This is a genomic window from Dyadobacter sp. (assembly GCF_039919315.1).
Taxonomy (GTDB): domain Bacteria; phylum Bacteroidota; class Bacteroidia; order Cytophagales; family Spirosomataceae; genus Dyadobacter.
The window spans coordinates 71,764-96,178 of the sequence record NZ_JBDSFX010000047.1; the positions used below are offsets into that span (position 1 = coordinate 71,764).

The following is a 24,415-nucleotide window of genomic DNA, read 5'->3' on the forward strand; positions in this document are numbered from 1 at the left end:
AAAATTAAATGGTTTATACAAAGCTGTTTTGCAAGGTTTTAGGAAAGTTTCATAATGGAGTGCTCGATTTTGGCTTTCACAGGACTTCGGATTCCTTTCTGCAGAAGTAAGCCGCGGAGCGCCTTAACCGAACGTTTTTCCTGAAGTTTAACCATCAGGTCAGCCAGTGCCATTTGAACAACCGGCGAATCCTGGTAAGCCAATGATTCAATAAGCCCTTCCCGGACATGGGGCCTATCGGTATACTTCAGAAGCGCATCAAGTGTTACCAGGCGTACATTCACGTTGGTATCGTAGCTGAGCGTAGTCAGTAATGCGTCAATCACCTGTTCGTCCGGATGATCAAGTTCATTGGAAAGACTGACCGCCTGGAGCCGCTCAGCTGCGGACGGGTTTTCCAGTAAGGTTAGCATCATCATCTGCCGCATTTGTTGAATCTGCACAGCCATTGTATCAATCTGTTTCTGGGCAAATTGAACGCTGGGAGCCTGACTTCGCAACCAGTATCCTGTGATTATTCCGGAACTCACCAAAAGGATAGTGGCAGCAACTTGAAACCAAACAGCTGAATTACTTTTAAACTTGATGGCATTGAATGGGAAAGCAGACTTGGTTGGCCGCTGTTCCGATTTAACTTCTTCAAGCGAGTAAAGCATATCGTAAAATTGAGTTTGCATCCGCAGACTTGGTGCAGGGGCCTGATCGGTTTGTAACCATTGCCTAAGCTGCCGGGTGTCTTCCAAATCCTGCCGACATTGCGTGCAAATCGACATATGCGTATCCATGGCAGCCTGTTCGGCATCCGACAAACGTCCTTTCGGTCCATCCGATATCCAGTCCTTTGCCTGGTCACAATTGATAGGTCTATCGCTCATGTTCGCTTTTTAGATAGGTGATTTTTAACTCATTGATTGCCCGGTGAACCCGGGTTTTAACAGCTCCTTCTGTTATATCCAGAATTTCTGCTATCTCTTTATACTTTAATTCCTGGTACTCACTCATCACTAATACCTCCCGATGTGCATCACTTAATCGGGCAAGGGCATTTCGGAGCTGTTGAGCTATTTCTGATTTTTGTAAGGATTCATCTGCGAGCGTACCACCTCCAATTTGATCCGAATAATGATCAAGGTTTTGAGAGTGATTTGATCTTTTATTTTGCTGCACATGATCCCGCAACACGTTACGTGCCAGTTGATACATCCAGCTCCTGAAAGGCCCTTCGCCAGTAAATGAATTTTTGTATTTGATCATTCTGTAAAAGGCCGTCTGCACCATATCCTCACAAGCATCCGCGTTTCCATACATATGGTAGAAAAAGCCAAATAGCTCGCGATGAAAGCGTGTAAACAGCACACCCATTGAATATAAATCGCCCTCTTTTACCCGGAGCATCAGAACATTATCGGCTAGTGAATTCAAGTTTACAGTACGTCAGATTATAAAATCGTTGTGAAGACCAGTTAAATCTCAAAAGGTTACCGAGATAAGCATTTATTTTTTACAAGTGTTTACTGACATGTTTTCCTCCTAGCCGCGCTATCACCGGTTTCTGTCGCTTCATTAGTATGAATTCGCAATTCACCCGGGTTGCGCTGGGTTCACATCGTTTCGTGAACAAGTTTTGTATCTCCGATCGGTGCCCAATTAAACAATGTCCTATTAGCCATACTTTTATTTAACTTAAAATGAACAAGCTTTCAATGTTTGTGATGTGCGTTCTTGTGAGCGTATGCAGCTTTTCTTATGCCTCCGCGCCGACAGTCCCGGCCAGCAACATCAACTTAAATCCCGCTGACGGGTCCCGGATTTCGGGTTATTTTACAAAAGGAAATGGTACCTCCCGCATTCTCGTGCTCAAAGAAGCCAGCCAGGTTACCGGTACTCCCGTTAATGGAACGGAGTACAGCTTTAATGCAGGATTTGGAAGTGCCGGAAGCGAATTTCCTGCGCCGGGCGAGTTCGTGGTCTACCGGGGAACCTCAAACAGTTTTTCCATCGACAAATTAAAACCAGGTACCACTTATTTTCTCAAAATCTTTGAATACAATGGAACCGGAGCTGGCATTGAATATGGTACCACTGCCTTCACAGCCAGCATGTCAACGGCCTCTACTCCCCTGATCGCAACGAAAGGTCTGGCTTTGAGTAATGTTACAGGAAATTCTGTCAAGTTGACGATCACAGCCGGTGATGGTGAACGTCGGATCATTCTGGCTAGGAAAGCCAGCCCGGTCAACGCCACGCCGGAAGATTTGAAGGCTTATCCCAACAATAACAATTTCGGGGAGGGTGCTGTGCTAAATGGCGATAACTATCTAGTTGCAAGCGGATTAAGCAGTTCTAGTGTGATTATCGGGAATCTGGAACCCAATGCGACCTATCATTTTGCGTGTTTCGAATACAATGGCAGCAGCAACCATTCGCCGGTTTACATCAAAACAGCCGCCACGAACTCCCTTACCACCAACACTGGCCCGACAAGCAGCCCGGGCGTGATCACATTTACCGAAAAAGAAGGTAATGGACTAAAATTATACTTTGCAATCGGAAATGGCACAAGAAGGCTGATCATAGCAAAAAAAGGTAGCGCGCCCCAAGGCATTCCTCAAAATGGAGAGACCTATAACGGGAGTACGAGTTTTGGATCCGGTTTTCAGATCGCACCGGATGAATTTGTACTAAGCAGTTCCGAAGCCTCTTTGATCATCGTTAGCAATCTTGAACCTGCCACGCCCTACTTTTTCCGGGTTTACGAATACGACGTTAATCTGAGCGGCTACACCTACTATCTGACAACATCTTCCCGGACCGGCGAAACCAGCACGGAGCAAAAACCAACAGCCAACAGCACGCTCCAGATCACCGCAACGACCGGTTCTACTGCCTCATTAAGCTTTCCAAACGGAAATGGAAAATACCGGATGGTGGTCATGCGGGAAGGATCTGCAGTAACTGCAAACCCAACAGACCTTACCTATTACACCGGCGGCAATACGACGTTCGGATCGGGTGCGATGCTGGGTGCCGGAAATTATATCATGGCTTCCAATATGAATGGTTACAGTCTTAATGTCACCAGCCTCAAAGCAGGCGTCACTTACCACATCGAGGTCATTGAATCAAACGGAAATAAAGGTCCGGTTTACCTTACACCCGGTGCAAAGGGCAGCTTTACGATTTCTGGTGAGCCTTCGGCTCCGTCAACGCAGTTCGAAGTACAACTTGCAGAAGGCAATAGTTTGAAGCCAACCTGGAAAGCCGGGGATGGGGCCAGAAGAATCGTGATCGCGCAAAAAGGCGCTGCCGTTACTGCCAAGCCAACTGATGGTCAAACTTATGCTGCAAATTCAGAATTTTCAAAAGGGGTTGAAATGGAAAGTGGACAATTTGTGGTTTACGATGGTACTGCCAACAGTTTTATGTTGACAGGATTAGAGAAGGCTTCGTCATACCACCTAGCGATTTTCGAATACAATCCAACGTCTGCTGGCCCGGATTATCGACTATCATCGTTTTTGCAGGGGCAGGTAGCCACGGTTTCCGCGCCCGGGAGCCAGGTTTACAATATTGGAACCAGCGACATCAAAGCAACGCAGGCTACGCTGACTTTTAAAAGTGGCAGCGGTGCAAGGAGGCTTTTTGTGATCCGTGAAGGTTCTCCGGTAAATGCAGAGCCAGAGGATTTGAAACGCTATGAAGCAAACAGCAACTACGGCTCTTCGCCCATTGGAACAGGTAATTATGTAGTGCAATTAGCTACTGTCGAAGCCCCGTTTATCGTTTCAAATCTCAAACCTAACACACTATATCACATCACAGGATTTGAGTTTAACGGCTCATTGAACCCCGTGTATCTCCGGCCAGGCAATGTTTTTAGTTTCACAACATTGGAAAATACCGGCCCCGTTGTCGCACCTACCACGCCCGCTTCGGAGCCAGGCGTGACTGCTGCAGACGGTAACCAATTTAAATTGGGCTGGAAAAATGGAAATGGCACCGGCAGACTGATCATTGCCAGAAAAGGCAGCACGGTGGATTTCAGGCCCACAGACGGCATCGTGTATGCAACAGACCCGCAGTTTGGGAATGGGCTGGATTTAGGAAACGGACAATTCGCCATTTTCGACGGCGGCTTGAATTTCGTGACGACGATCAATCTTCTTCCAGCTTCGGGTTATCATTTTGCGGTTTTTGAATACAATGGTGCTGGTGCCAACAGGAAATACCTGGTCAGTGACTTTCTGGCTACCAACGGGTCAACGCTGTACGAACCAACGACCGGCAGCAAAGAAGTTACTTCTGTAACCTCACTTAATTCGATTGCACTGAGCTGGACTGTCGGAGACGGAATGGGAAGGATCGTGGTGGTCAAAGAAGCGGGTGCATTGACAGGATCACCCTCCAACCTGAGCGTATATCCCGCCAATAACAATTTCAAATCAGGCGAGCAGATCACCAATGAAGAATATGTAGTGTATGGCAGCAATGGCAATTCGGTATCAATCAACGGATTAAAGCCAGATACTGAATACTACTATGCTATTTTTGAATTCAATGGCAGTAGTGCACCGGTTTATAGCTCTTCGAAAGCGGTATCTGGAAAAGCCAAAACCACCGGAGGGTTGCCGGTTACCTGGATTTCCTTTACCGCCAAAGCGAACGACCATGGAACGACGCTGGAATGGGCTACTTCGTCCGAACTAAATTCGGCATATTTTGTAGTAGAACGGTCCGCTAACCCCACATTTGGTTTTGATTCCGTTAGCACGATCCAGGCTGGTGGTGAAAGTAGCCATGTCCTGAAATACAGCTATGATGACATTTTCAAAAATCCGGGAAACCTCTACTATCGGCTGAAACAAGTCGATCTGGACGGCCGGTTTGATTATAGTCGTATTGTCGCTGCCAAAGCGCTGACCAACAACACACTAAGGCTTTTCCCGAACCCGGCGACGGACAAGTTATATATCCAGGCAGATGATGCTACGACTAATGCGGGTGTGGAAATTTACAACCAGTCCGGCCGCCTTGTCAAGTCAGGAGCATTGTCTGAAAATCAATCCGTCGATGTACAAACGCTCTCGCCAGGTACCTATTTTCTCATGATCAAAGGCCAGTCAAAACAGTATTCCAAGAAATTTATGAAACAATAAAAGCTCGCTTTTAAAAAATTAATATCAATTATATTTTATATATAAATAAATTATATATTTGATCAATCTATTAGCCATGTCTCATCTTCCATTTTTTAACTAGCCTGGTAATATTATGGCAGCAATTGAAATTTCCGATCAAGGCCACAGCGCGGGTCACGGCAAGGTACGAACCAGCAGATTATCAACAACCGTCGACATGACGCCCATGGTAGACCTCGGTTTTCTGCTGATTACATTTTTCATGCTCACAACTACGTTATCCACGCCAACAGCCATGTCGGTATTCTTCCCGAAAAAGACGGACATTGGCACCATGCCGATTAAAGCATCTCATGTGCTCACTATTTTTCTTGGTGAACATGATGAAATACGCTATCTGGATGGACTTGCCGCCAATGACGATAAGGCCCCATCAGCCTTGAAAACAACACATTCGGGTTATGAACTAAGAAATGTCATTTTTGCGGCTCAGCGCCGCGTCAATTCAATGCGCCGGGACGATGGTGAGAATGGTAACCTGTTCATGGTAGTGATCAAACCTACGGCCGGTTCCAGTTACAAAAACATGGTGGACACCATGGACGAAATGGCCATCACAAAGACCACCCGCTATGCATTGGTCGACGAGCTTACCGAAGCGGAAACGAAGTTGCTCCGATAAAAAGCGCCGATCAGGGTAAATGTGACCTCATTTCAGGAAGCTACTAATGATTGAAGAAGGAAGGGGCCACCCCTTCCTTCTTATTTTATGGCCTCGGTTTCTTCTTTTCTGAATTGCAATAGTCCTTCTATGAACGCTACGGGTAAAGGCTTGTCCAAAGGGAATTGGATCACAGATTTTGAAACTTTCAGGCCTTTTAATTCCTTCGCAAATGCTGTCAGAAACACCTCGCTCCACGGATTGGAAACGGTAATGTGCTTTGCAAATCCCGCGTAGTAGATCAAAAACTTTTTGCCGATTTTAAATGCGGGAATCTGATAACTGATCTCCTCTTCCACTTCCAATGCTAAAAATGATCCCGCAAAAAAAATTGGCAGACTATATCTCTACTTTTGTATATATTGGTTACAAAAATAACTTCGTCTCCCATGCTACATTCATTTACGCGCCTGATTATTGTTTTAATGCTTGCAATGGCCTTCAATGCCTGCAAAAAAGACCAGGAGATACCAGCTGTGGCGGATAAGACTTTTGCGGTTGACCCCGAGTTTGAAAAGGAGCTGTTTCGAAGACACATCGATAATATATTAAACGGAGTAATCCGCGATGCGGATGTTAAAAATATTAAGGAACTGAGCTTGCAGGGAATTAGCGCAATAAAAAGTCTGAAAGGCATTGAACATTTTGAGAACCTTACATCACTTACCATTTTTGATGTTAAAATTGATTCACTGGATCTGAGCAAAAATACAAAGCTTGAATATCTATTTTGTAAGACTATCGGAGCGGAAGGCGGGACGTCTTCACTGGTTTATCTGAATGTAAAGAACTGCAGGGCATTAAAGTTTCTGAATTGTAGCGATAACCTTCTTTCTGAGCTTGATGTAAGCGGCAATCCAGCCCTGACCTATCTTGCATTTTCAACTAACCGAAATATCAAAGAAATTGATCTGTCGGCCAATGTGGCTTTGGATACGCTGGAATGCGCGGTGTATAATCTTACAAAGCTGGATGTTAGCAAAAACGTCAGACTGCGCAGTATCAATTGTCAGAGCGTTTCAATCAATTCGCTGGATTTTAGTATGTTACCTGACTTAAAAGCCTTGGATGTGCGGTCTTCGAGTGTTTCTGAGATCAAATTCAAAAACGCAGGCTTACTGGAAGAGCTTTTAATTACAGGGTCAAAGGTCACTTTTGCCGATCCGGCCGTATTCTCAAAAATACATACGCTTCATTTTGGGTCCGGGCAGTTTTCAACCAATCTTTCGTCCCTGCCTGAGCTTAGGATTCTGAATTTGTACAATATCAAAGCGACCGCTATCGACTTGTCGGGTAATAAAAACCTGGAAACAATTTTGCTTTATGAATGTGCATTCAACGAGTTGAACCTGGCCAATAATACCAAACTAAAAGAGCTATCATTATACACGCTGCCCAATTTAAAAGCGCTGGATCTCAGTCGCGCAGTTGATCTGACATTCTTCGGAAGTCTCCTCAATAAGGCCCTGAAAACCATTTGCGTGAGCAAAATCCCAGATCCATTGGGCATGGGTTGGAGCAAAGACGAGTGGTCGACTTATGTGTTGTGCAAGTAACATCGTGACCGATTTGTAGATCTTGCCGGTCCTTCCAAAAGATTTATCAATCGCATTAGTGAAAATTGATTCAGTTAAGTCTTTTAGTTACAAGCGCTTAAAGTTTGGTGTTGTTATTCACCAATAGGAGGTGTCGAATAAAGAAGGTATACTAAAAATCAAACGATTTGACTATGAAATTGATACATGCTTTTTCGCTGATCTTTGTTTTGGCTGCGTGCAATAATTCGAAGGACAAGCCTGCCGGTAATGAATTACTGCAATCGCAAGCGCAGGCGTACCTGGATACCTATAACAGCACTTACAAAAAATTAAGTACCGCCTCCAATGAAGGCCAATGGCGGCTTAACACGCACATCGTCGTGGGTGATTCTACTGATTCCAAAGCAGCAGCAGCTTTTGATGAGGCAATCGCGAAATACACCGGTAGCACAGCGAATATAGACAGTGCCAAAAAATACCTCGCATTGAAGGGCGAGCTTAACCCTCTTCAGGTAAAGCAATTTGAGTACATACTATTTCTGGCAGGCAACAATCCTGAAACCGCTGGCCGATTGGTAAAGGATAGAATTGATGCCACTAATGCACAATTGGAAAGACTGTATGGCTTTAATTATACATTGAAAGGAAAAAAAGTATCAACTAATGATCTGGATGCTATTTTGAAAGGCGCCGGGCCATTAAGCGAACATTCGGAAGCTTGGACGGCTAGTAAAGAAGTAGGTAAAACTCTGAAAGATGGTTTGGTTAAATTACAAACACTTCGCAACGGCTGCGTAACGCCATTGGGCTATACGGATTATTTCGCCTACCAGACCAGTGAGTATGGAATGAGCTCGAAAGAGATGGTCGATTTGACACAAAATTTTATAGCCGACGTTTGGCCGTTATACCGGGAACTACACACCTGGGCCCGATATGAGCTGGCGAATAAATACCATCAGCCCGTTCCGCAATACTTACCGGCGGATTGGTTACCTAACCGTTGGGGACAGGATTGGAGCGCGCTGGTCAATGTGGAAGGGTTGAATATAGATCCGGTCTTGAAAAAAAATGGCGCAGAATGGATTACGAAGAAAGGAGAGGACTTCTGGACTAGCCTGGGGTTTGCTAAACTGCCACAATCGTTCTGGGATAAATCTTCACTATATCCGTTGCCGGCCAATGCTAAATTTTCAAAAAACAATCACGCGTCGGCATGGCATATAGACTATGACAAAGACGTACGGTCACTTATGAGTGTAGAGCCGAATACGGAGTGGTGGACCACCGTTTTGCATGAACTTGGGCATATTTATTACTATATGGAATATTCCAATCCCGATGTTCCGATTGTACTCCGAGGTGGCGCCAATCGTGGGTTTCATGAAGCATTTGGAAGTATGATTGGGCTGGCTTCGTTGCAAAAACCGCTATTGGAAAACCAGAAATTGATTGCAAGTGGGGTCGTGACTAACGATACTTTGAAGCTTTTGAGTGAGGCCCTCAGTTATGTCGTAAACATTCCATGGGGCAGCGGTGTGATGACTGGTTTCGAGTATGAGCTCTATGCCAATCATTTACCCAAAGACCAATACAATTCGAAATGGTGGGAATTGGTGAAAAAATACCAGGGTATTGTGCCTCCTCACGAGCGAAAAGATGCTGCCGGGTACTGTGATGCCGCTACCAAAACGCACATTAATGATGATCCTGCACAATATTACGACTACTCGATAAGCAATATCCTGTTATTTCAGGTACACGATTACATTGCCAAGAATATCCTGAAACAGGACCCTCATGCGACCAACTATTGGGGCAGCAAACCCACAGGTGACTTTTTACGTGGACTAATGCGTCCGGGAGCCACCGTTGAATGGAGAGACCATTTAAAAAAATCGATTGGTAGTGAGATGAGTGCGAAACCGATGGTCGATTATTTTGCGCCATTAATGGCCTATCTGAAAAAGCAAAATGCCGGCAGAAGTTATAGTTTACCGGAAAAACTGTGAGGGGAGATTTAGCAAGGTTAACGTGCTTATGTCATTGAATCTCTTACTTCAAAATTACAATTTTTCTACAAATAGGATAAAATATTTTGACTTCACGAGTAGTTTATACTACTGGTTACTTTTGGCTATAGATAACCCCATTCTCGAATAGTACCGATTCCGATGTACTTGTAAATGCAATTCATTTTTTAAGTGAAGCTTACCTTCTTTTATCAAAATTTCAACACCATGGACGAGAAAAATTTGAGGAAATCTCTGATCAATCCGATTTTGGAATGGGCCAGATCCAACCAAAAGAGCGCGAAGCATCGGGAGACGAAATTGTTTGCCGAAAAATCCTTCAGCCTCGCCGAGCCTCCTTCTGATGAGCCAAAAGAGACGCTTTTCAAGGTTCCCGCACAGTTTAATGGGAAGGACTACATTACCATGTTACTGCACATTGATGCGGAAATAGAGCATGGATTGATGCTGCAATACCTTTATTCTGCTTATAGCATCGGTGGTCCGGAAGTTCCTGATGTACATAAGGAAGCGGTGCATAACTGGAAGAATATCATCCTCGGTATTGCCAAGGAAGAAATGGGGCACTTCATTTCGGTGCAGAATGTGCTGAAAATCATTGGCGCGCCACTGAACTTTGGTCGTGAAAGTTATCCCTGGGATATTCCTTTTTATCCCTTCCCGTTTACGCTCGAAAAGTTTACATTGAAGTCGCTGGCCAAGTACGTATATGCAGAAGCGCCCTCCGACTGGCTGGATAGTAAAGACCCGCTCGCCATAGAGATCAACAAGTCCGTTCACGCACAGGCTTCGGATCCGCATACCGTAGGCGCTCTTTTTAAAGTGCTGCTTCAGTTGATCAAAAATCCTGATGTGATACCTGATGCGGCCTTTCAACCAGCAACCTATCCATACCAGGCCAAATTCGATGAATGGGGCCGGGGATATACCGGAGGCGACCGCGGCAGTGCCGGCCACAATGTTTTTACAAACAGTCCGGACGTGTTGGTGGCACCTTTGCTTTCCCGTGACGATGCCTACAATGCCTTATCTGAAATTTCAGAGCAAGGTGAAGGCGAGGAAATCGATACGGATACGCCTTCGCATTTCGAGCGCTTTTTATATATCTACAAAGATTTTAAACGCATTTTGGAAGAAACCGGCGGTTTTGATCCTTCCTATCCGGTCGCTACCAACCCTTATGTAGGTGAGCCGGATAGCGGGAACTCGCCTGAATCGGATGAGCCCGCATTGGATCCGGAGCAGAATCCGATCACCAATCCCGAGGGCATATTGTGGGCAAATCTGTTCGATATCCGTTATCGATTATTGCTTAATTTCCTGAACCATAGTTTTTTATTGGATAATGGCAACAACAATAACGGTGGCTACACCCCACGCGGGCTGATCATTAATTCGACATTCGGCGAAATGTACAACCTCAGGAGTTTGTCGACCATTCTGGTGCAGACGCCACTGTCGACCGGTAGTCGATTTATGGCAGGACCCCCATTCACCTCTCCTTATAGTTTCGATTTGCCTTTTGGAGAACACAACCGATGGCGGCTGCATAAAGATCTGCTTGTTTCGTCCGCTAATTTGATCGAGGATCTCAAAGCCATTACTCCGCAGCCGCATAGCCAGTACCTCAATGCTTTGCAGGAAATAGACCGTAAGCTGTTACAAACGATCGCGCAGCTTATGGAAGCAAATCCAGTATAACCTTCATCTGTCTCAAAGAGAAAATTGTCTCTCCACTTTATGAAAATACTAGAACTACGCATACTTCCACCCATTGCAATAGGGCGTTTGGGGGAATCCAATAAACCTTTGGCCGCTTACGACCTGGAATTATCAAAAGAAAAACCGCTGGATTTCCGGAAAATAGTACCGCAGGAAACCTTCGAGGTTGATCCGGTCACGGGAGAAATTCAGGTACATATACCTTCCAAAATCAGGTTCAAAGATGCTAAAACGCTGGCAGATAAAACCGGGAAGGCACATCCGGTCGCACCGTTTCTCGAAGTGTTTGCCATGACCGATAAGAAACCGGACGAACTGGTACCGGTCACCGAAGAACTCCTCAAAAAAGCCGGGTGCAGTCTGGATGATATTAGCTGGGATGTGCAAGTAGGCAACATCAAAATATTCAGGAGAACTGCCGATAAGGACGACAAAATGTTCGCGATCATCAACGATATCAAATCGCATGAACTGAAACCGCTGCTCGGCCAGTGTAACAATTTCCTTGACGGAAAAACGCTGCCGCTGGGTACCATTCAATTTGTCAAACCTACATCAGATTTTCCCGAGTTGCGGCTTCGCTTTACACCTGCTGCCGGTAAAGTATATGGTTCTAGTTTAACCAGATTTGATGGTACCAAAGAAGTAGTAGACCCTATTTTCAAGGACAGGCCAGATGCTATTTTGTACGACATTCATAAAGGTAAATGGCATGGTTATTCAGAAGGAAGTAGTCCCAATCCGCTCTATACCAATCCTGCGCAGATATTTGCCGGGTATGCCACCGCCGATGGAAGCCAGGTGAGCTGGGGATATCTGGATGATGAATGTGATGGATTTGTAAATGTTAAACTAAGGATTTCGGCAAGTGAAACGCTTTCCGCCAAAGCCCATATCAGTGCCGGGCCGCCTGCCTATGCACCCGACACGCTGCCTATCCGGGTGGTTTCCGATGAATTGGAACAAATACTGCTGAGCACGGATATTGATGGGGAAGTCACGATGGATGAGGCGGAGGAAATTGTGCGCCGCGCTTTTGAAACCATACGCCTCATGAACACGACGATCATGAACGGCAACAGCTATGAAGGCAAACTGAACGTGGCAAGTACCATGTTACGACAGAATACCAACGATTTCGGCCGGTTGTACGAGCCCATCATGGCTACTTCCATTGTCGATAATCTTGCCTTGCAGGTGCTGCACGAGCGGGTGTTTACAGGATTGAGCACGGGAGCCTCGCCCTGGTTTGCAGATGTACTCCGCAGACCAACGGAAATAGGCGATTTGTCGGCAAAGGCACTTCGTAAAATGCCTGCTCTAATGAGAGGAGCGGACGGACGGTCATTGACATTTACTTATCGTCAAATCAATATGATCGTCAAAGCGGCGTCGAGTTCCTTGTTTAGAAGTACCGAACCCGATGGACCGTATACAGCCTATGGTTCGCCATTAAAGGCTTCCAATCTGACCGCCCAGCTGCATTACCGCGGAAAAGGTAACCCGATCGCGGTTTTGCCTCGTACAGCCATTTCAAACTGTTTTCCGGGTTTGGAACTGGATTTTAGAAATCTCTGGAGACGGGCTTTTCAGGGTATTGTCCTGATTGAAAATAACAATTATGTGATAGAAGCCGAAGATCCGGAGCTGAAAAACCTGGTCGGGCACCGGCTGGTGGCGATAGAAAGCAGACCGACAATGGTTTCTACATCGGGACCTGTGTTTCCGGATGGTGACAGCGTGCCGTTAAAAACGTTTGCAAATCCCAACGGCGTTTCATTTATGGAATGGTCCAACTCGATGGTGAACGTCTTGCAGAAACAAGGACAAGAAGTTTTGTGCCATTTTACCGCCGAGCCGTCCAAAGTGGAGGTGGTAGTGGACCTTGGCGATCTTGATAATAAGGAGAAATACATTAGTTTTTTATTGAAAGTCAATCACATTTTTGACGGGAATAGCGCGGCATTTTCAGAAACCATTCTCAGGCCTGGCGAGTTGACGCAGGGCTTGTGCGCACCATGGCAAAACGATTACCGTGAATGTGCCTGCTATTACTGGGCGGCAAGCCGACCGGATTATGTTAATGTGGTACCCGATGAAAATGGATTGAGCACCGGTGATAGCTGGATGGCGAAAAAACGTACCGGGACCTACATTCCCGACGATCGTGTGAATTCAAGATTGCTCTCGTATGATGATCTTTTTAAAAACTGGCAGGGCGAACTGAATTTCATCATCGAAGGAAAGGATGCGCTGGAAAGTGAAGAAACGGATAGCGTCCAATGATCAGGGAAGCGCATGTAAACGAAGGAGCTGGTGGAAATGTAATTTCCATGGCCCCCAAAATGGCCAGGTTGGTCGCAGAGCAGTCAAGGCCGGCTTCTCCATTCATACATTTGATCAAAGGCGGACGGCAAACACAGCTCTTTGTACCCAACGGAAGCAGGCTTTACACCGTTTCGGATGAGGTTGAACAACGCATTTCGGCATTAATACAGACCAGGGACGAGGCAAGGCTGCAAGACGAACTGGTCCGGCTGGGACTGGCGGCCCCTGATTATATCGATGACGCTCCCTTGCAAAGCCCGCGGTTGTATGCGCTCTCATTGGCCATTGCGCAAAAATGCAATATGGGCTGTACGTATTGCTATGCGGATCAGGGAAGTTTTGGCGGCGCCACAAAAAATATGTCGCTGGAAACAGCCTATGATGCCATTGATTTATTGCTGAAAGATTGTCCGGAAGGTGAAAAAGTACAGCTGACGTTTCTTGGAGGCGAACCTTTGATAAACCGTAAGGCCATTGTCGCAGCCACTGAATACGCGGTTGCGAAAGCCGAAAGAAAAAACATCCAGGTTAATTTTTCGATTACAACCAATGGAACATTGGTAACCGAAGCCGATGCGATATTCTTCGAGCAGTACGGCTTTGCAGTTACCGTAAGTCTGGATGGCCTGGGGGAGAGCCATGACCGGCAACGGCCTATGAAAGGTGGCAGAGGAAGTTTTGATACAATATTGAAAAATCTGGGCCCGCTTTTATCCATTCAAAAAAAGATGCAGGTATCGGCCCGTGTGACAGTTACGCCCAAGAACCTGAACTTGCCCGGAATGCTGGATGAGTTTGTGAGCATGGGCTTCCATAGCATTGGATTTTCACCGCTGCTGCGATCGCCGAACGGGCAGAATGAAATGGGAAAGGAGGATTTGTCCGTACTGCTGGAAAATATGATCGCCTGCGGATTGAATTTTGAGAAGAATGTACTGGCTGGCAACCGGTACCCCTTTCTGAACATGATCAATGCATTGAAGGAAATTTCCAAAGGTACCCATCGGCCGTATCCCTGCGGTGCTGGCGCGGGCTACATGGGAGTTTCGGCAGATGCTGAGCTATTTGCCTGCCACCGCTTTGTGAATGAGGAGGTTGGCAAAATGGGAGACCTTAAAAATGGCATCGATACAGCGGTGCAGAACAACTGGCTATCCTCGCGGCATGTGCACACACAAAGCCCGTGTACACAATGCTGGGCGCGCTACCTGTGCGGGGGAGGTTGCCATCATGAAGTGATCGAAAAAGGCCGACTCGCCTGCGACTACATTCGTTCGTGGCTATATTATACGATACAGGCCAACGAACGGTTGACACGTCTAAGACCAGATTGGTACAATTAAACAGCATGAAATCGTTACCGGAACGTTTTGATATACTGATCGTCGGTGCCGGACCTGCCGGTATCACTGCAGCGATTCGTTTGCTGGAACTGGGGCATACGGTGGGCCTGATAGAACAGGCCGTTTTTCCCCGGCAGCAAATCGGAGAATCACTATCTCCGGGAATACGAAACATCTTTGCTTACCTGGGCGCTGACGAACTTTTGAATGATGACAGCTATCTCAATCACATTCCGGCCAGGGTACATTGGGACACTGAAGCACCGGCCTACATTGGCGCTGAGCAGCGAGGGCCGGGCATTATCGTAGACAGAGGTCTCCTGGATCAGCAGTTACTGGCATTTGCACAGGGAAAAGGGCTGCACGTTTTTCAGCCTGCAAAATTAGTGTCCTCGTTTTATGACGAAGGCGTATGGAAGCTGAACATGAAAACCGGGCCATTTCTTCGAACGATTTACAGCAATGTCGTGCTCGATGCGCGTGGCCGAAAAGGGTCTCAACTGCACGAACGCCTGGAAACTGCACCGGCCTCGGTAGCTATCTGGACCCAGGTTCCGGCTGAAATAATGCCAAAGGAAAGCCGTATCGAGGCGATCGGCGATGGCTGGTTCTGGGGATCCCCTGTGGCGGGCAATCAGTACCGGGTGATGGCGTTCACGGATGCTGACGCGGTCAAAGGAAAAAACCTTTCATCCCATTTTTCAAAAATGCTTGGCAAAGCCGGACTTTTTGGGCCGGTCAATGGTCCATTGGAAGGGAATGGGCTGCAAACCTGCCCGGTTACTTCTTTTGTTCACACGCAGCCCTGGGACAGGCAGTTTATCAAAATCGGCGAGGCGGCATTTACACTGGATCCATTGTCGTCTACCGGGGTGGAAAAAGCAATGCGTTTCGCCATGCAAACGGCGGTTGCGGTCCATACTTTGCTCCGGTATGGGGAATCTGTTGTTGCACAGGCGTTTTATGAAGAAAAATTAATAGAATCCGCAGTCAATCATGCACATTGGACGGCTGCCTACTATTCGAGTTCCCGGTTTTCAAAAGAGCATTGTTCGTTTTGGGACAAGCGAATCAATTTTCAGTTAAATGATTTGAAAGTGGCCAATGAATTTACACAATGCTTTCATCGAAAATTTAACCAGCAACCTCCGGTATATGAAGCGAAGAAGCCGCCTGCGATTCCGGTCAATCCGTTGATGGATTATTTATGGAATAAGCCCGTCAGATTGTCGCCTCGTTTGGTTTACAGCAACGAGTTTGCGGTGACCGGCGACCGGGTCGAGATGAAGCAGGCTGTGAACCATCCGAATTTGGAAAAACCGGTCATATACCTGAATGAAATAGAACTGAACCCGCTTTTGAGCCAGTTGCCGGAAGGGATAACTTACGGGGGATTGATTGAAAATTGGAATCAATCGCTTGCTATGGAAGACACAAAAAAGATAGTCACCTTCCTTTGGAGCCACGCTATTTTTATTTCTGATTAAATGAAACTTTACCACCTCTTTAACACATACAATGAGCTCCACCATCAAATCAGTTGCCATTTACCCTCCGCTAGGCGTTGCCAGGGTTGGTAATTCCAATGCGTTTTTCTTTGCTTCGGAAATACCCGGGCATCCCGCCATTCCGGAAAACGGTTATAAAGACGACCTTGGGCGGGTGAAAAAACAAGCAGTACGTTTCCGCATTTACGGGTTGGATGCGGATGGGAATATTGTAAAGGAAATCACTGCGGATGACGCAACGATCAGCTGGCGGGCGCACATTGCCAACCGCAAAGCCGGCTGGTACCAGTTTTTGAATGCGCTCGATCTGCCTGGGTTAGGTATATCTTCGGCTTTTCGCAATGGCACGGTTACCGGCAGTGACCGCTCGAAACTGATCATTGATCCCGGCCCCAGAACCATCAGCGGAACAAATGTGTCAGGTCCTGAATATCAATTCGCAGGCGGCAAGTTTTACGAGCTGGAAGTGCCGCTGGGGGAGGTGCAGACAGATGAAAAAGGGCGGCTGATCCTGCTGGGTGGTGATGGTAAATCCGCATCCTATACCAATGCTGCCGCCACCACCTTCGCTAATAACGACGGCTGGCATGACGACGTTTCCGACGGCACCATACGGGCTACGGTTGAATTTGAAGGGGAAACTTTGGAGGCTACTCCTGCTATGGTGGTGGTAACGCCTCCCAATTTCGGGCAGGGATTATATTCAGTAGTGACCATGTACGACGTTGTCAGCGACCTCTACATGCGCAACGGATGGTTGGAAAAGCCCGCTGATATTGTTTTTTATGAACACATTTATCCAATTCTCGAACGCACGGTGCAGACGCAATGGGTGAACGAGGGTTTTTATATTCTTTTCGGACAAAACTCACCGAGTGATTTTACCGCAGATGACTTACTGAGAAAATTATCGGACCCGTCCGACAGCTCCCGGGAGATCCGTGAGAAGGTATTCAACTGGTACCGGAAGCCCGATGGGGACCAGTATGAGCCGGAAAAGATTCCACCATTTTACGGCGATGCTTTCGGCGACTACGAGGCTTTACCCAATGTGGATCTGCCGCTGACGGTCACACAATATGAATGCATGGAACGTTGGGCGAAAGGTGATTTTACAACTGGTAAACCATTGGGGATCATTCCTTTTGACGATCTTAGCCCGGCTGAACAGACGGCAGCGCTGAACAAGGCGCCGCTGGAAGAATGTCTGGGCGGACCTTTTCACCCCGGGATTGAGATTACCTGGCCTTTTCGTAACCTGATTTTCTGGGATCAGCCATTCAGGATAAAAATACTCCCGGAGAATGAAACACCTGCGGATGATTATGGTCCGCTGCTGTCTCCTGCCATTGCGCTGGCGCCCAATGGTCCGCTCGACGGAAGTGGCCCCGGTTCATTAACCCGATGGATGGGTGTACCCTGGCAAACCGATGAGGCAAGTTGTCTTTCGGGCTATGATCCGTCGCTATACCTCACGATACCTTCGTTCTGGGCGGCACGGGTTCCGAATCAGGTATTGTCGAAAGACAGTTTTACCCGGCTCTCGGACGCGGGTATGAACGACGCGCAACGTTTAAAACACCTGGATTATCGCCAGGACTGGCTGCGTGATTTCGGGTCTCAATATCAGTCCAAGATCAATAAAATGGTCAAACGCTGGCACGAACTGGGCATCATTGTGCAACATCCATTGCCGCAGACCGGCACGACCAAATGGCTGCCCGGAAAATTATGGGTGGAATCCGACCGCGTAGGTTTCACAGCAGATGATCCGACTTACAAACAGGTACTGGAAGCTGAAAATGCAACACCGCGAGTGGTGCACGAAGCAGTTGTATTGTTGAAAACAGTTGCCGGAGATATAGAAAACCCGGCGCGGCCAGAACGTAAACGACGCAGCTTCCGCAGGGACGAAAGATAAATGAAAAGCGATATTTCTGTACTGATTGCCGGTGGGGGCCCCGCGGGTATCGCTACCGCATTGAGCCTTTTGAACAGAGGCATACCATGTATGATTGTGGAGCCCGGAGTGCCGGCGCTTCATAAAATAGGAGAGACTATCCCTCCGAATGCAAAACCCATGCTGATCAGATCCGGGATCGACCATTTGCTGGCCGATCCTGCACATTTGCCTTGTTATGGTAATAGCTTTATCTGGGGGAGCAACGTCGCAACGGAGACCCATTTTTTCAACCAAACTGATCAGCAGGGCTGGCACATTAACCGGACTTTCCTTGAACAGCAACTGCGACAGCTGGCCTTATCCAGGGGAGTTGTGTGGTTGGAAGGGCAACGGGTAATGCAATGTAAAAAGGAGCATAATGGCTGGCATGTAACGTTAGAAAACCAGGAGAATAGCATGTCTGTTTCCTGTGATTTTCTGGTTGACGCCACGGGCAGAAGCTGTCGGGTAGCCCGCTCGCTGGGTTTGCAGCGTACGCGTATGGATACGCTGACAGGTATTTCGGCCATGGTAACAACCGCTGAAAAAATACAACCCTACCACACATTTATCGAGGCCACGGCAGAAGGTTGGTGGTATGCCGCGCCTTTATCAGATAAAAAGTTATCACTTGCATTCATGACCGATGCCGACCTGATGGACAAGCAAATGCAGGAAACGGATCATTTTCTGGAAAATGCTGCGAAAACTACATTGATCGGTAACTTATTGAAAAACAGAATAGGCGATGAAAATAGCCGCACAGCGCTTCATCCCGCCTCTACGTCTCTGCTGACGAAGCGATTTGGGAATTCCTGGCTGGCTGTGGGAGACGCCGCCTATGCCTTTGATCCGTTATCTTCTTATGGCATTGTGTCGGCACTGGAGGGAGGGTATTATGCCGGCCATGCCATCGCCGATGCATTGTCCGGCGAAAAAGATGCGCTGCTGGTTTATGACGGGATCATTAGTCAGGCTTTTCATATTTACCTGAAAATGCATGCACAGCAATACCAGCAGGAGCGACGGTGGGAAAACTCGGCTTTCTGGAAAAGACGTGGAAATGGGTTTGGAAGCACGTAGTTACGTATGATCTTGCCAATAGAAATATGCCGTGTCACTAAGTAACAAGGATAGTATTTGCCCTTATTGGTTCTAAAACTTACTACGAAATGAAAGTTACAAAAACAGGCGGATGGCCAGGTGTCCCGGTACTATTGCTGATCGTGCTCATGACCTGTCTTAGCAAATTGGCAGTGGCACAAACGGCTGCTGCTGATAGACCCGCCGCACCGGCTGTATTGCCCGGAAATGGCTTAAAACAATTCGACTTCTTTTATGCGGGTGAGGCCAAAGCGCGCAATATGTATATCGTCCGCGACGGGCAGATCGCATGGTCTTACATCGACACGGTGGGCAAAGGTGAGATCAGCGACGCTATTTTAATGCAGAATGGCAATGTACTGTTTGCGCATCAGTTTGGTGTGACGCTAATTGACCAGGACAAAAAGGTACTTTGGAAATACAATACACCCGACGGATTCGAAACGCATACCGCTCAGCCGATTGGTAAAGAACATGTGGTATTTGTTCAGAATGGCAATCCCGCCAAGGTATTTGTAGTGAATATTAAAACAGACCAGATTGTAAAAGAATTTGTGCTGCCTTTTAAAAGCGGTACCCATGGGCAAATAAGACATGCAAGATTAACAGCAGAAGGCACATTGCTGGTAGCGCATATGGATCTGGGTAAAGTGATCGAATATGATATCAATGGAAAACAGCTTTCATCCCTGGACGTTCCGAGCGTGTGGTCGGCAGTACCGTTGAAGAATGGCAATCTGCTTGTGGCAAGCAATCAGAACATTGTTAAGGAAATAACCCGTACCGGTAAAGTCGTGTGGGACTATCCGTTATCCGACGTTCCCGGCTACCATATCACGAGCCCGCAGATTGCATTGCGTCTGCCGAACGGAAATACGCTTATTAATAACTGGTTTAATCAATGGAGTACGAAGTTGGATCTCAACAATGCACCTGTACAAGCCATTGAAGTGACGCCGGATAAAAAAGTCGTATGGGCACTGCGCTCCTGGACATCTCCAAATTTGGGCCCGTCGACCACTTTTCAATTACTTAACGATCCCGACAACACCTATGAGAAAGTTTATTTTGGGAATATTAAATGAAGTGGATCGCATCAGTGACTGCCTCCCCAGTATGTTAATTTAACGGCCAAATGTTACAAAACACGCCTACTATGAAGGAAATCGCCAAGATCCTGGGCGTTTCCGTATCGACTGTTTCCCGGGCATTGCAGAACCACCCGCGCATTGGGTCGCGCACGAAGGAACGTGTTAAAAAGCTGGTCAGTGAGCTGCATTATGAGCCTGATAGCAGGGCGATTAATTTTAAAAACAAGAAGTCGTTCCATGTAGGAGTGGTTTTGCCAAGCCTTACCGAGCAGTTTTTTTCATTGGCACTGTCGGGAATAGAAGAGACATTGATGGCCGAGGGATACAGCATGGTAGTGATGCAATCCAAAAATGAGTATGCCCGCGAAACCGCCGCCATTGCTTCGCTGATCAAACATGGCGTGGACGGGATCCTGGTTTCTCTGGCTGCCGAAACATACAATAAGAGTCACTTTTACAATGCCACCCATCAGGTTCCGATCGTTTTTTTTGACCGCATATTAAAGCATCCGAGGTATAGCAGTGTGTACGTGGATCTTTCCAAAGCCGCCCGGGATATGACAGCTTTTCTGATCGCCAAAGGATTGACCAACATTGCATTGATAAACGGCCCGAATTCGCTGCAGGCCACCGACGACAGACTGACCGGGTACGTCAGGGCGCTCAAAGAACACGATGTCCCGGTCGCGATGGAGTACATTAAGAATGTAGACCTGTCCATGGAGGATACCGTGCAGAAAGTAACGGACCTGCTGGACCTGCCGAGGCCGCCAAAGGTCATTATGGCCTTTCACGACTACATTGCGCTGGATGCGATGCAGGTTTGCAAGCAGCGCGGACTCAAAATCAACCAGGATATTTACTTCGTTACTTTTTCGAACCTCTCATTTTGCTCCTACCTGGATAATCCGCCCATTGCGACCGTAGAACAGTTTCCGACCGAGCTTGGGATCAGGGCGTCGGGATTGCTGCTGAATGCCATGCAGCACCCGGATAGCTACGAGCCTTCTGAGATCGTGATTGCACCGGAACTCATTGTCCGTTAAGTCGTTTGCGCCTACCTGCTTCTTCTTTCGCGATTTGTAAATTATGCCAAGCATTATTGTCTATTTGAAATGCCTGGCAGCATATTATTAAAGCAGATAGCTCATTAAGGCTTTCATTGGTCAAAATTTGCGCAATCGGTTGCGCATTCTGAACAATCGGTTGCGCGGATTTATTCGGTAAGCGTCGGTAAAGAATGCTTTTTATCGGTGCCAGCGAAGTCTACATTTGTCCAAAAGCGATCCTTGCATGTCTTCTGTACTTACCACTTCTGCTCCGGGCAGGATTTGTCTCTTTGGCGAACACCAGGATTATCTCGGCCTGCCGGTGATTGCGGCCGCTATTTCCAGACAAATTGCTGTCACAGGAGCACACAGGATTGATAATAAGGTGGTGATCCACATGCCGGACATTGATCAAATCGAATCATTTTACCTATCCACCGACATTGCCTACACCAGTGCCAGAGATTACTTCAAAAGTGCAATAAATGTCTTGATGCGGAGCGGCTATACGTTTTCGAAGGGGATGGAGGTAAGCGTTCATGGTAACATTCCGATCAATTCGGGGACTTCCAGCTCTTCTGCATTACTGGTTGCGTGGATCAACTGGCTGATCCGCATGTCGGATAGTGGCCAGAAGCGTACGAAAGCTGAAATCGGCGAGCTGGCCTACCGGGCCGAAGTGCTGGAATTTGGCGAACCGGGTGGCATGATGGACCATTATTCCACTTCAATCGGGAAGGTAATTTATCTGGAATCGCAGCCAACGGTCCGACTGGAAGTTTTTCAGCCTGCCCTGGGTACCTTCGTTTTGGGTGATTCGAGGCAGCCAAAAGACACGTTGCGCATTCTGCAACACGTCAAATTTGGAATGCTGGATGCGATCGCGAAGATCAGAGCAGTTGATGCCACATTTTCGCTCCATGATTTTCCGCAAGAACGTGCCGGTGAATACAAAAACATCCTAACAGACACCCAATACCAGCTGTTTGTGAGTAACCTGTCCGATCGCGAGGTGCTGAAAGAAGCATTGAAAATGTTCCGGAGCGACCGGATGGATCATGTTCGGCTGGGCGAGCTCTTAACGATCCACCAGGAAAGCCTGCGGGATGCGAAGAAAGTATCCACGCCAAAAATCGATGCCATGATAGATGGAGCCTTAAAAGCAGGTGCACTGGGAGCGAAAATTAACGGTTCGGGAGGGGGCGGGTGCATGTTCGCCTATGCGCCCGAGCAGCCGGAAGCAATCGCCGGAGCCATTGAGCGGGCGGGGGGTACCGCGTACCTGATCCGCATCGACGAGGGCACGACCGCTGACTTGGTAAACTGACAACATTATATTAGTACCTGATACGCATTATTTCTAAACCTTTAATATAAATTGGAGCAGCCCGGCATACCGCAATGTATGCCAGCTGCCTTTATCCAAAAACCTACATCCGATGAAATCAGATCAAAAACGCAGGAGTTTTCTCAAAAAAGGCCTACTTGGTGGCCTGGGCTTTTACGGCGTATCCTCAGGCGCAGACTCGGCCGGAGGCGTAGAATATGATGCTATACCTGGCTTTGCGGGCTCTGCTGCCAAGGGCAAATCGGTCATTGATCTGAAAGTAGACCCGATTAAACAGGTGAAAGTAGCATTGATCGGCATTGGATCGAGAGGGACGGGCCACGTGAGCCAGTTTGCATCCTTATTTCCTGATAAAGCGGCAGTAGTAGCTGTGTGCGACATTCAAAAAGAGCGTGCTGAAAAAGGAGTTTCCATTTTGGAGAAAAAGGGACAAAAAGCAACTCCTTACTTCGGGAAAATCGATTCATGGAAAGAAATGGTCAAGCGCGACGACATCGATCTGGTGGTGATCGCCACACCCTGGCGCGACCATGTGCCGATGGCCGTTTACGCCATGCAGCAAGGCAAGCACGTCGTGATTGAAGTACCAGCGGCCATGACCCTTGCTGAATGCTGGCAGCTTGTCGATACCGCTGAGGAAACACAACGGAATTGCATGATGATGGAGAATGTATGCTATGGCGATGAAGAACTCTGGCTGCTTAATATGGTTCAGAATAACGTTTTTGGTACATTAACCTATGCCGAAGCCGCTTACATTCACAACCTGGCCGATGCATTGCTGGATAAAAATGGCTACTATGAATTTTGGCGCCTGAAAGAAAACATCGCCCACGACGGCAACTTATACCCGATGCACGGCCTTGGCCCGGTAGCACAATATCTCGACATTTTACGAGGCGACCGGTTTGAGCAGATTGTATCCATGAGCAGCCTGGAAGCCAGCCTTTCGGAAAAGATCAAAGGCCTGCCTGGTGATCATCCTTATGCATCTTTCAAAGGAAAAATCAATCACGGCGACATGAATACGTCTTTGATCAAAACCAACAAAGGCAGAATGATCACTTTGAAGCACGATGTGGTAACGCCCCGGCCTTACGACCGGATCAATGCACTGGCAGGCACGCATGCCTTTCACCAGGGATACCCGAGCCGTCTTTCGTTGCTGGACAAAGGCCATGATTTTCTGAAAGAAGCAGATTATAACGAATACAAAAGCAAGTACAAGCACCCGATCTGGGATAAATTAAAGAAAGAGATTGAGCTGAACGGCGGACATGGCGGAATGGATTTCGTGCTCGTTTACCGGATCATCGATTGCCTCAATAAGGGTGTCCCGATGGATATGGACGTGTATGATGCTGCTACCTGGTGCTCGGTGATCCCGCTTTCGGAAGTGTCGGTGAGTAAGGGCAGTTCGGCAGTGAAATTCCCGGACTTTACGCGCGGCCGGTGGAACGAAAAGCGCGCACTGGGCATTATGAAGCCACTCTGAGAGCAAACAGAAATGACACTCATTGTTATTGGGCAGATCGCGTGATTTTCAGAAC

At 47.4% G+C, this 24,415-nt stretch carries 17 protein-coding genes; 14 read left to right on the forward strand and 3 right to left on the reverse strand.

From position 1 onward, the window contains the following. Nucleotides 1–38: 38 nt before the first annotated feature. Both ABIO93_RS12855 and ABIO93_RS12860 read right to left on the reverse strand, forming a co-directional pair. Complete coding sequence (locus ABIO93_RS12855; protein WP_348068184.1) at nt 39–875, reverse strand: HEAT repeat domain-containing protein; 837 nt, start codon at nt 873–875, stop codon at nt 39–41. Next, nucleotides 865–1,422, reverse strand: a complete 558-nt coding sequence (locus ABIO93_RS12860; protein WP_348068186.1) for an RNA polymerase sigma factor — start codon at nt 1,420–1,422, stop codon at nt 865–867. The genes ABIO93_RS12855 and ABIO93_RS12860 overlap by 11 nt, the downstream gene beginning before the upstream one ends. 266 nt (nt 1,423–1,688) lie before the next feature. On the opposite strand from ABIO93_RS12860, the gene ABIO93_RS12865 reads away from it, so the two are divergent. Continuing rightward, complete coding sequence (locus ABIO93_RS12865; RefSeq protein WP_348068188.1) at nt 1,689–5,156, forward strand: T9SS type A sorting domain-containing protein; 3,468 nt, start codon at nt 1,689–1,691, stop codon at nt 5,154–5,156. Between the two features lie 115 nt (nt 5,157–5,271). After that, a complete protein-coding gene (locus ABIO93_RS12870; RefSeq protein ID WP_348068190.1) occupies nt 5,272–5,820 on the forward strand; it encodes a biopolymer transporter ExbD in 549 nt (182 codons plus the stop codon). 80 nt (nt 5,821–5,900) lie between these two features. Here the strand turns inward: ABIO93_RS12870 and ABIO93_RS12875 are convergent, their stop codons facing one another. Continuing rightward, nucleotides 5,901–6,158 (reverse strand): DUF1801 domain-containing protein, encoded by a 258-nt coding sequence (locus ABIO93_RS12875; RefSeq protein ID WP_348068192.1) that lies wholly within the window; start codon nt 6,156–6,158, stop codon nt 5,901–5,903. Between the two features lie 90 nt (nt 6,159–6,248). Between ABIO93_RS12875 and ABIO93_RS12880 the strand changes: the two genes are divergently transcribed. The 12 genes from ABIO93_RS12880 (at nt 6,249) to ABIO93_RS12935 (ending at nt 24,360) form a co-directional block, all read left to right on the forward strand. Next, nucleotides 6,249–7,415, forward strand: coding sequence for a hypothetical protein (locus tag ABIO93_RS12880; protein ID WP_348068194.1), 1,167 nt, complete (start codon nt 6,249–6,251; stop codon nt 7,413–7,415). A gap of 173 nt (nt 7,416–7,588) precedes the next feature. Beyond that, nucleotides 7,589–9,409, forward strand: a complete 1,821-nt coding sequence (locus ABIO93_RS12885) for a M2 family metallopeptidase (protein WP_348068196.1) — start codon at nt 7,589–7,591, stop codon at nt 9,407–9,409. Between the two features lie 228 nt (nt 9,410–9,637). Beyond that, nucleotides 9,638–11,131, forward strand: a complete 1,494-nt coding sequence (locus ABIO93_RS12890) for a ferritin-like protein (RefSeq protein ID WP_348068198.1) — start codon at nt 9,638–9,640, stop codon at nt 11,129–11,131. A 39-nt stretch (nt 11,132–11,170) separates the two neighbouring features. Next, entirely contained in the window at nt 11,171–13,438 is a 2,268-nt protein-coding gene (locus tag ABIO93_RS12895; RefSeq protein ID WP_348068200.1) for a hypothetical protein, read from the forward strand. Further along, nucleotides 13,435–14,823, forward strand: coding sequence for a radical SAM protein (locus tag ABIO93_RS12900; protein ID WP_348068202.1), 1,389 nt, complete (start codon nt 13,435–13,437; stop codon nt 14,821–14,823). The genes ABIO93_RS12895 and ABIO93_RS12900 overlap by 4 nt, the downstream gene beginning before the upstream one ends. A 5-nt stretch (nt 14,824–14,828) precedes the next feature. Then, on the forward strand, nt 14,829–16,310 hold the full coding sequence (locus ABIO93_RS12905) for a tryptophan 7-halogenase (RefSeq protein ID WP_348068204.1): 1,482 nt from the start codon (nt 14,829–14,831) through the stop codon (nt 16,308–16,310). Nucleotides 16,311–16,341: 31 nt separating this feature from the next. Continuing rightward, nucleotides 16,342–18,252: a LodA/GoxA family CTQ-dependent oxidase gene (locus tag ABIO93_RS12910; RefSeq protein ID WP_348068206.1), complete on the forward strand. Its 1,911-nt coding sequence runs from the start codon at nt 16,342–16,344 to the stop codon at nt 18,250–18,252. Further along, on the forward strand, nt 18,253–19,356 hold the full coding sequence (locus ABIO93_RS12915; protein WP_348068208.1) for an NAD(P)/FAD-dependent oxidoreductase: 1,104 nt from the start codon (nt 18,253–18,255) through the stop codon (nt 19,354–19,356). Nucleotides 19,357–19,445: 89 nt separating this feature from the next. Continuing rightward, nucleotides 19,446–20,462, forward strand: coding sequence for a hypothetical protein (locus ABIO93_RS12920; RefSeq protein ID WP_348068210.1), 1,017 nt, complete (start codon nt 19,446–19,448; stop codon nt 20,460–20,462). A 50-nt stretch (nt 20,463–20,512) separates the two neighbouring features. Beyond that, nucleotides 20,513–21,514, forward strand: coding sequence for a LacI family DNA-binding transcriptional regulator (locus ABIO93_RS12925; protein ID WP_348068212.1), 1,002 nt, complete (start codon nt 20,513–20,515; stop codon nt 21,512–21,514). 247 nt (nt 21,515–21,761) lie between these two features. Beyond that, nucleotides 21,762–22,844 (forward strand): galactokinase family protein, encoded by a 1,083-nt coding sequence (locus tag ABIO93_RS12930; protein ID WP_348068214.1) that lies wholly within the window; start codon nt 21,762–21,764, stop codon nt 22,842–22,844. A gap of 112 nt (nt 22,845–22,956) precedes the next feature. Further along, nucleotides 22,957–24,360: a Gfo/Idh/MocA family oxidoreductase gene (locus ABIO93_RS12935; RefSeq protein ID WP_348068216.1), complete on the forward strand. Its 1,404-nt coding sequence runs from the start codon at nt 22,957–22,959 to the stop codon at nt 24,358–24,360. The last annotated feature ends 55 nt before the right edge of the window (nt 24,361–24,415 follow it).

What these genes read in the sequence shown, in the direction of transcription:
- ABIO93_RS12920 (WP_348068210.1), top strand. Translation starts at nt 19,446, where the DNA reads ATGAAAGTTACAAAAACAGGCGGATGGCCAGGTGTCCCGGTACTATTG.
- ABIO93_RS12935 (WP_348068216.1), top strand. Translation starts at nt 22,957, where the DNA reads ATGAAATCAGATCAAAAACGCAGGAGTTTTCTCAAAAAAGGCCTACTT.
- ABIO93_RS12925 (WP_348068212.1), top strand. Translation starts at nt 20,513, where the DNA reads ATGTTACAAAACACGCCTACTATGAAGGAAATCGCCAAGATCCTGGGC.
- ABIO93_RS12905 (WP_348068204.1), top strand. Translation starts at nt 14,829, where the DNA reads ATGAAATCGTTACCGGAACGTTTTGATATACTGATCGTCGGTGCCGGA.
- ABIO93_RS12900 (WP_348068202.1), top strand. Translation starts at nt 13,435, where the DNA reads ATGATCAGGGAAGCGCATGTAAACGAAGGAGCTGGTGGAAATGTAATT.
- ABIO93_RS12890 (WP_348068198.1), top strand. Translation starts at nt 9,638, where the DNA reads ATGGACGAGAAAAATTTGAGGAAATCTCTGATCAATCCGATTTTGGAA.
- ABIO93_RS12915 (WP_348068208.1), top strand. Translation starts at nt 18,253, where the DNA reads ATGAAAAGCGATATTTCTGTACTGATTGCCGGTGGGGGCCCCGCGGGT.
- ABIO93_RS12895 (WP_348068200.1), top strand. Translation starts at nt 11,171, where the DNA reads ATGAAAATACTAGAACTACGCATACTTCCACCCATTGCAATAGGGCGT.
- ABIO93_RS12930 (WP_348068214.1), top strand. Translation starts at nt 21,762, where the DNA reads ATGTCTTCTGTACTTACCACTTCTGCTCCGGGCAGGATTTGTCTCTTT.
- ABIO93_RS12910 (WP_348068206.1), top strand. Translation starts at nt 16,342, where the DNA reads ATGAGCTCCACCATCAAATCAGTTGCCATTTACCCTCCGCTAGGCGTT.
- ABIO93_RS12870 (WP_348068190.1), top strand. Translation starts at nt 5,272, where the DNA reads ATGGCAGCAATTGAAATTTCCGATCAAGGCCACAGCGCGGGTCACGGC.
- ABIO93_RS12865 (WP_348068188.1), top strand. Translation starts at nt 1,689, where the DNA reads ATGAACAAGCTTTCAATGTTTGTGATGTGCGTTCTTGTGAGCGTATGC.
- ABIO93_RS12855 (WP_348068184.1), bottom strand. Translation starts at nt 875, where the DNA reads ATGAGCGATAGACCTATCAATTGTGACCAGGCAAAGGACTGGATATCG.
- ABIO93_RS12880 (WP_348068194.1), top strand. Translation starts at nt 6,249, where the DNA reads ATGCTACATTCATTTACGCGCCTGATTATTGTTTTAATGCTTGCAATG.
- ABIO93_RS12885 (WP_348068196.1), top strand. Translation starts at nt 7,589, where the DNA reads ATGAAATTGATACATGCTTTTTCGCTGATCTTTGTTTTGGCTGCGTGC.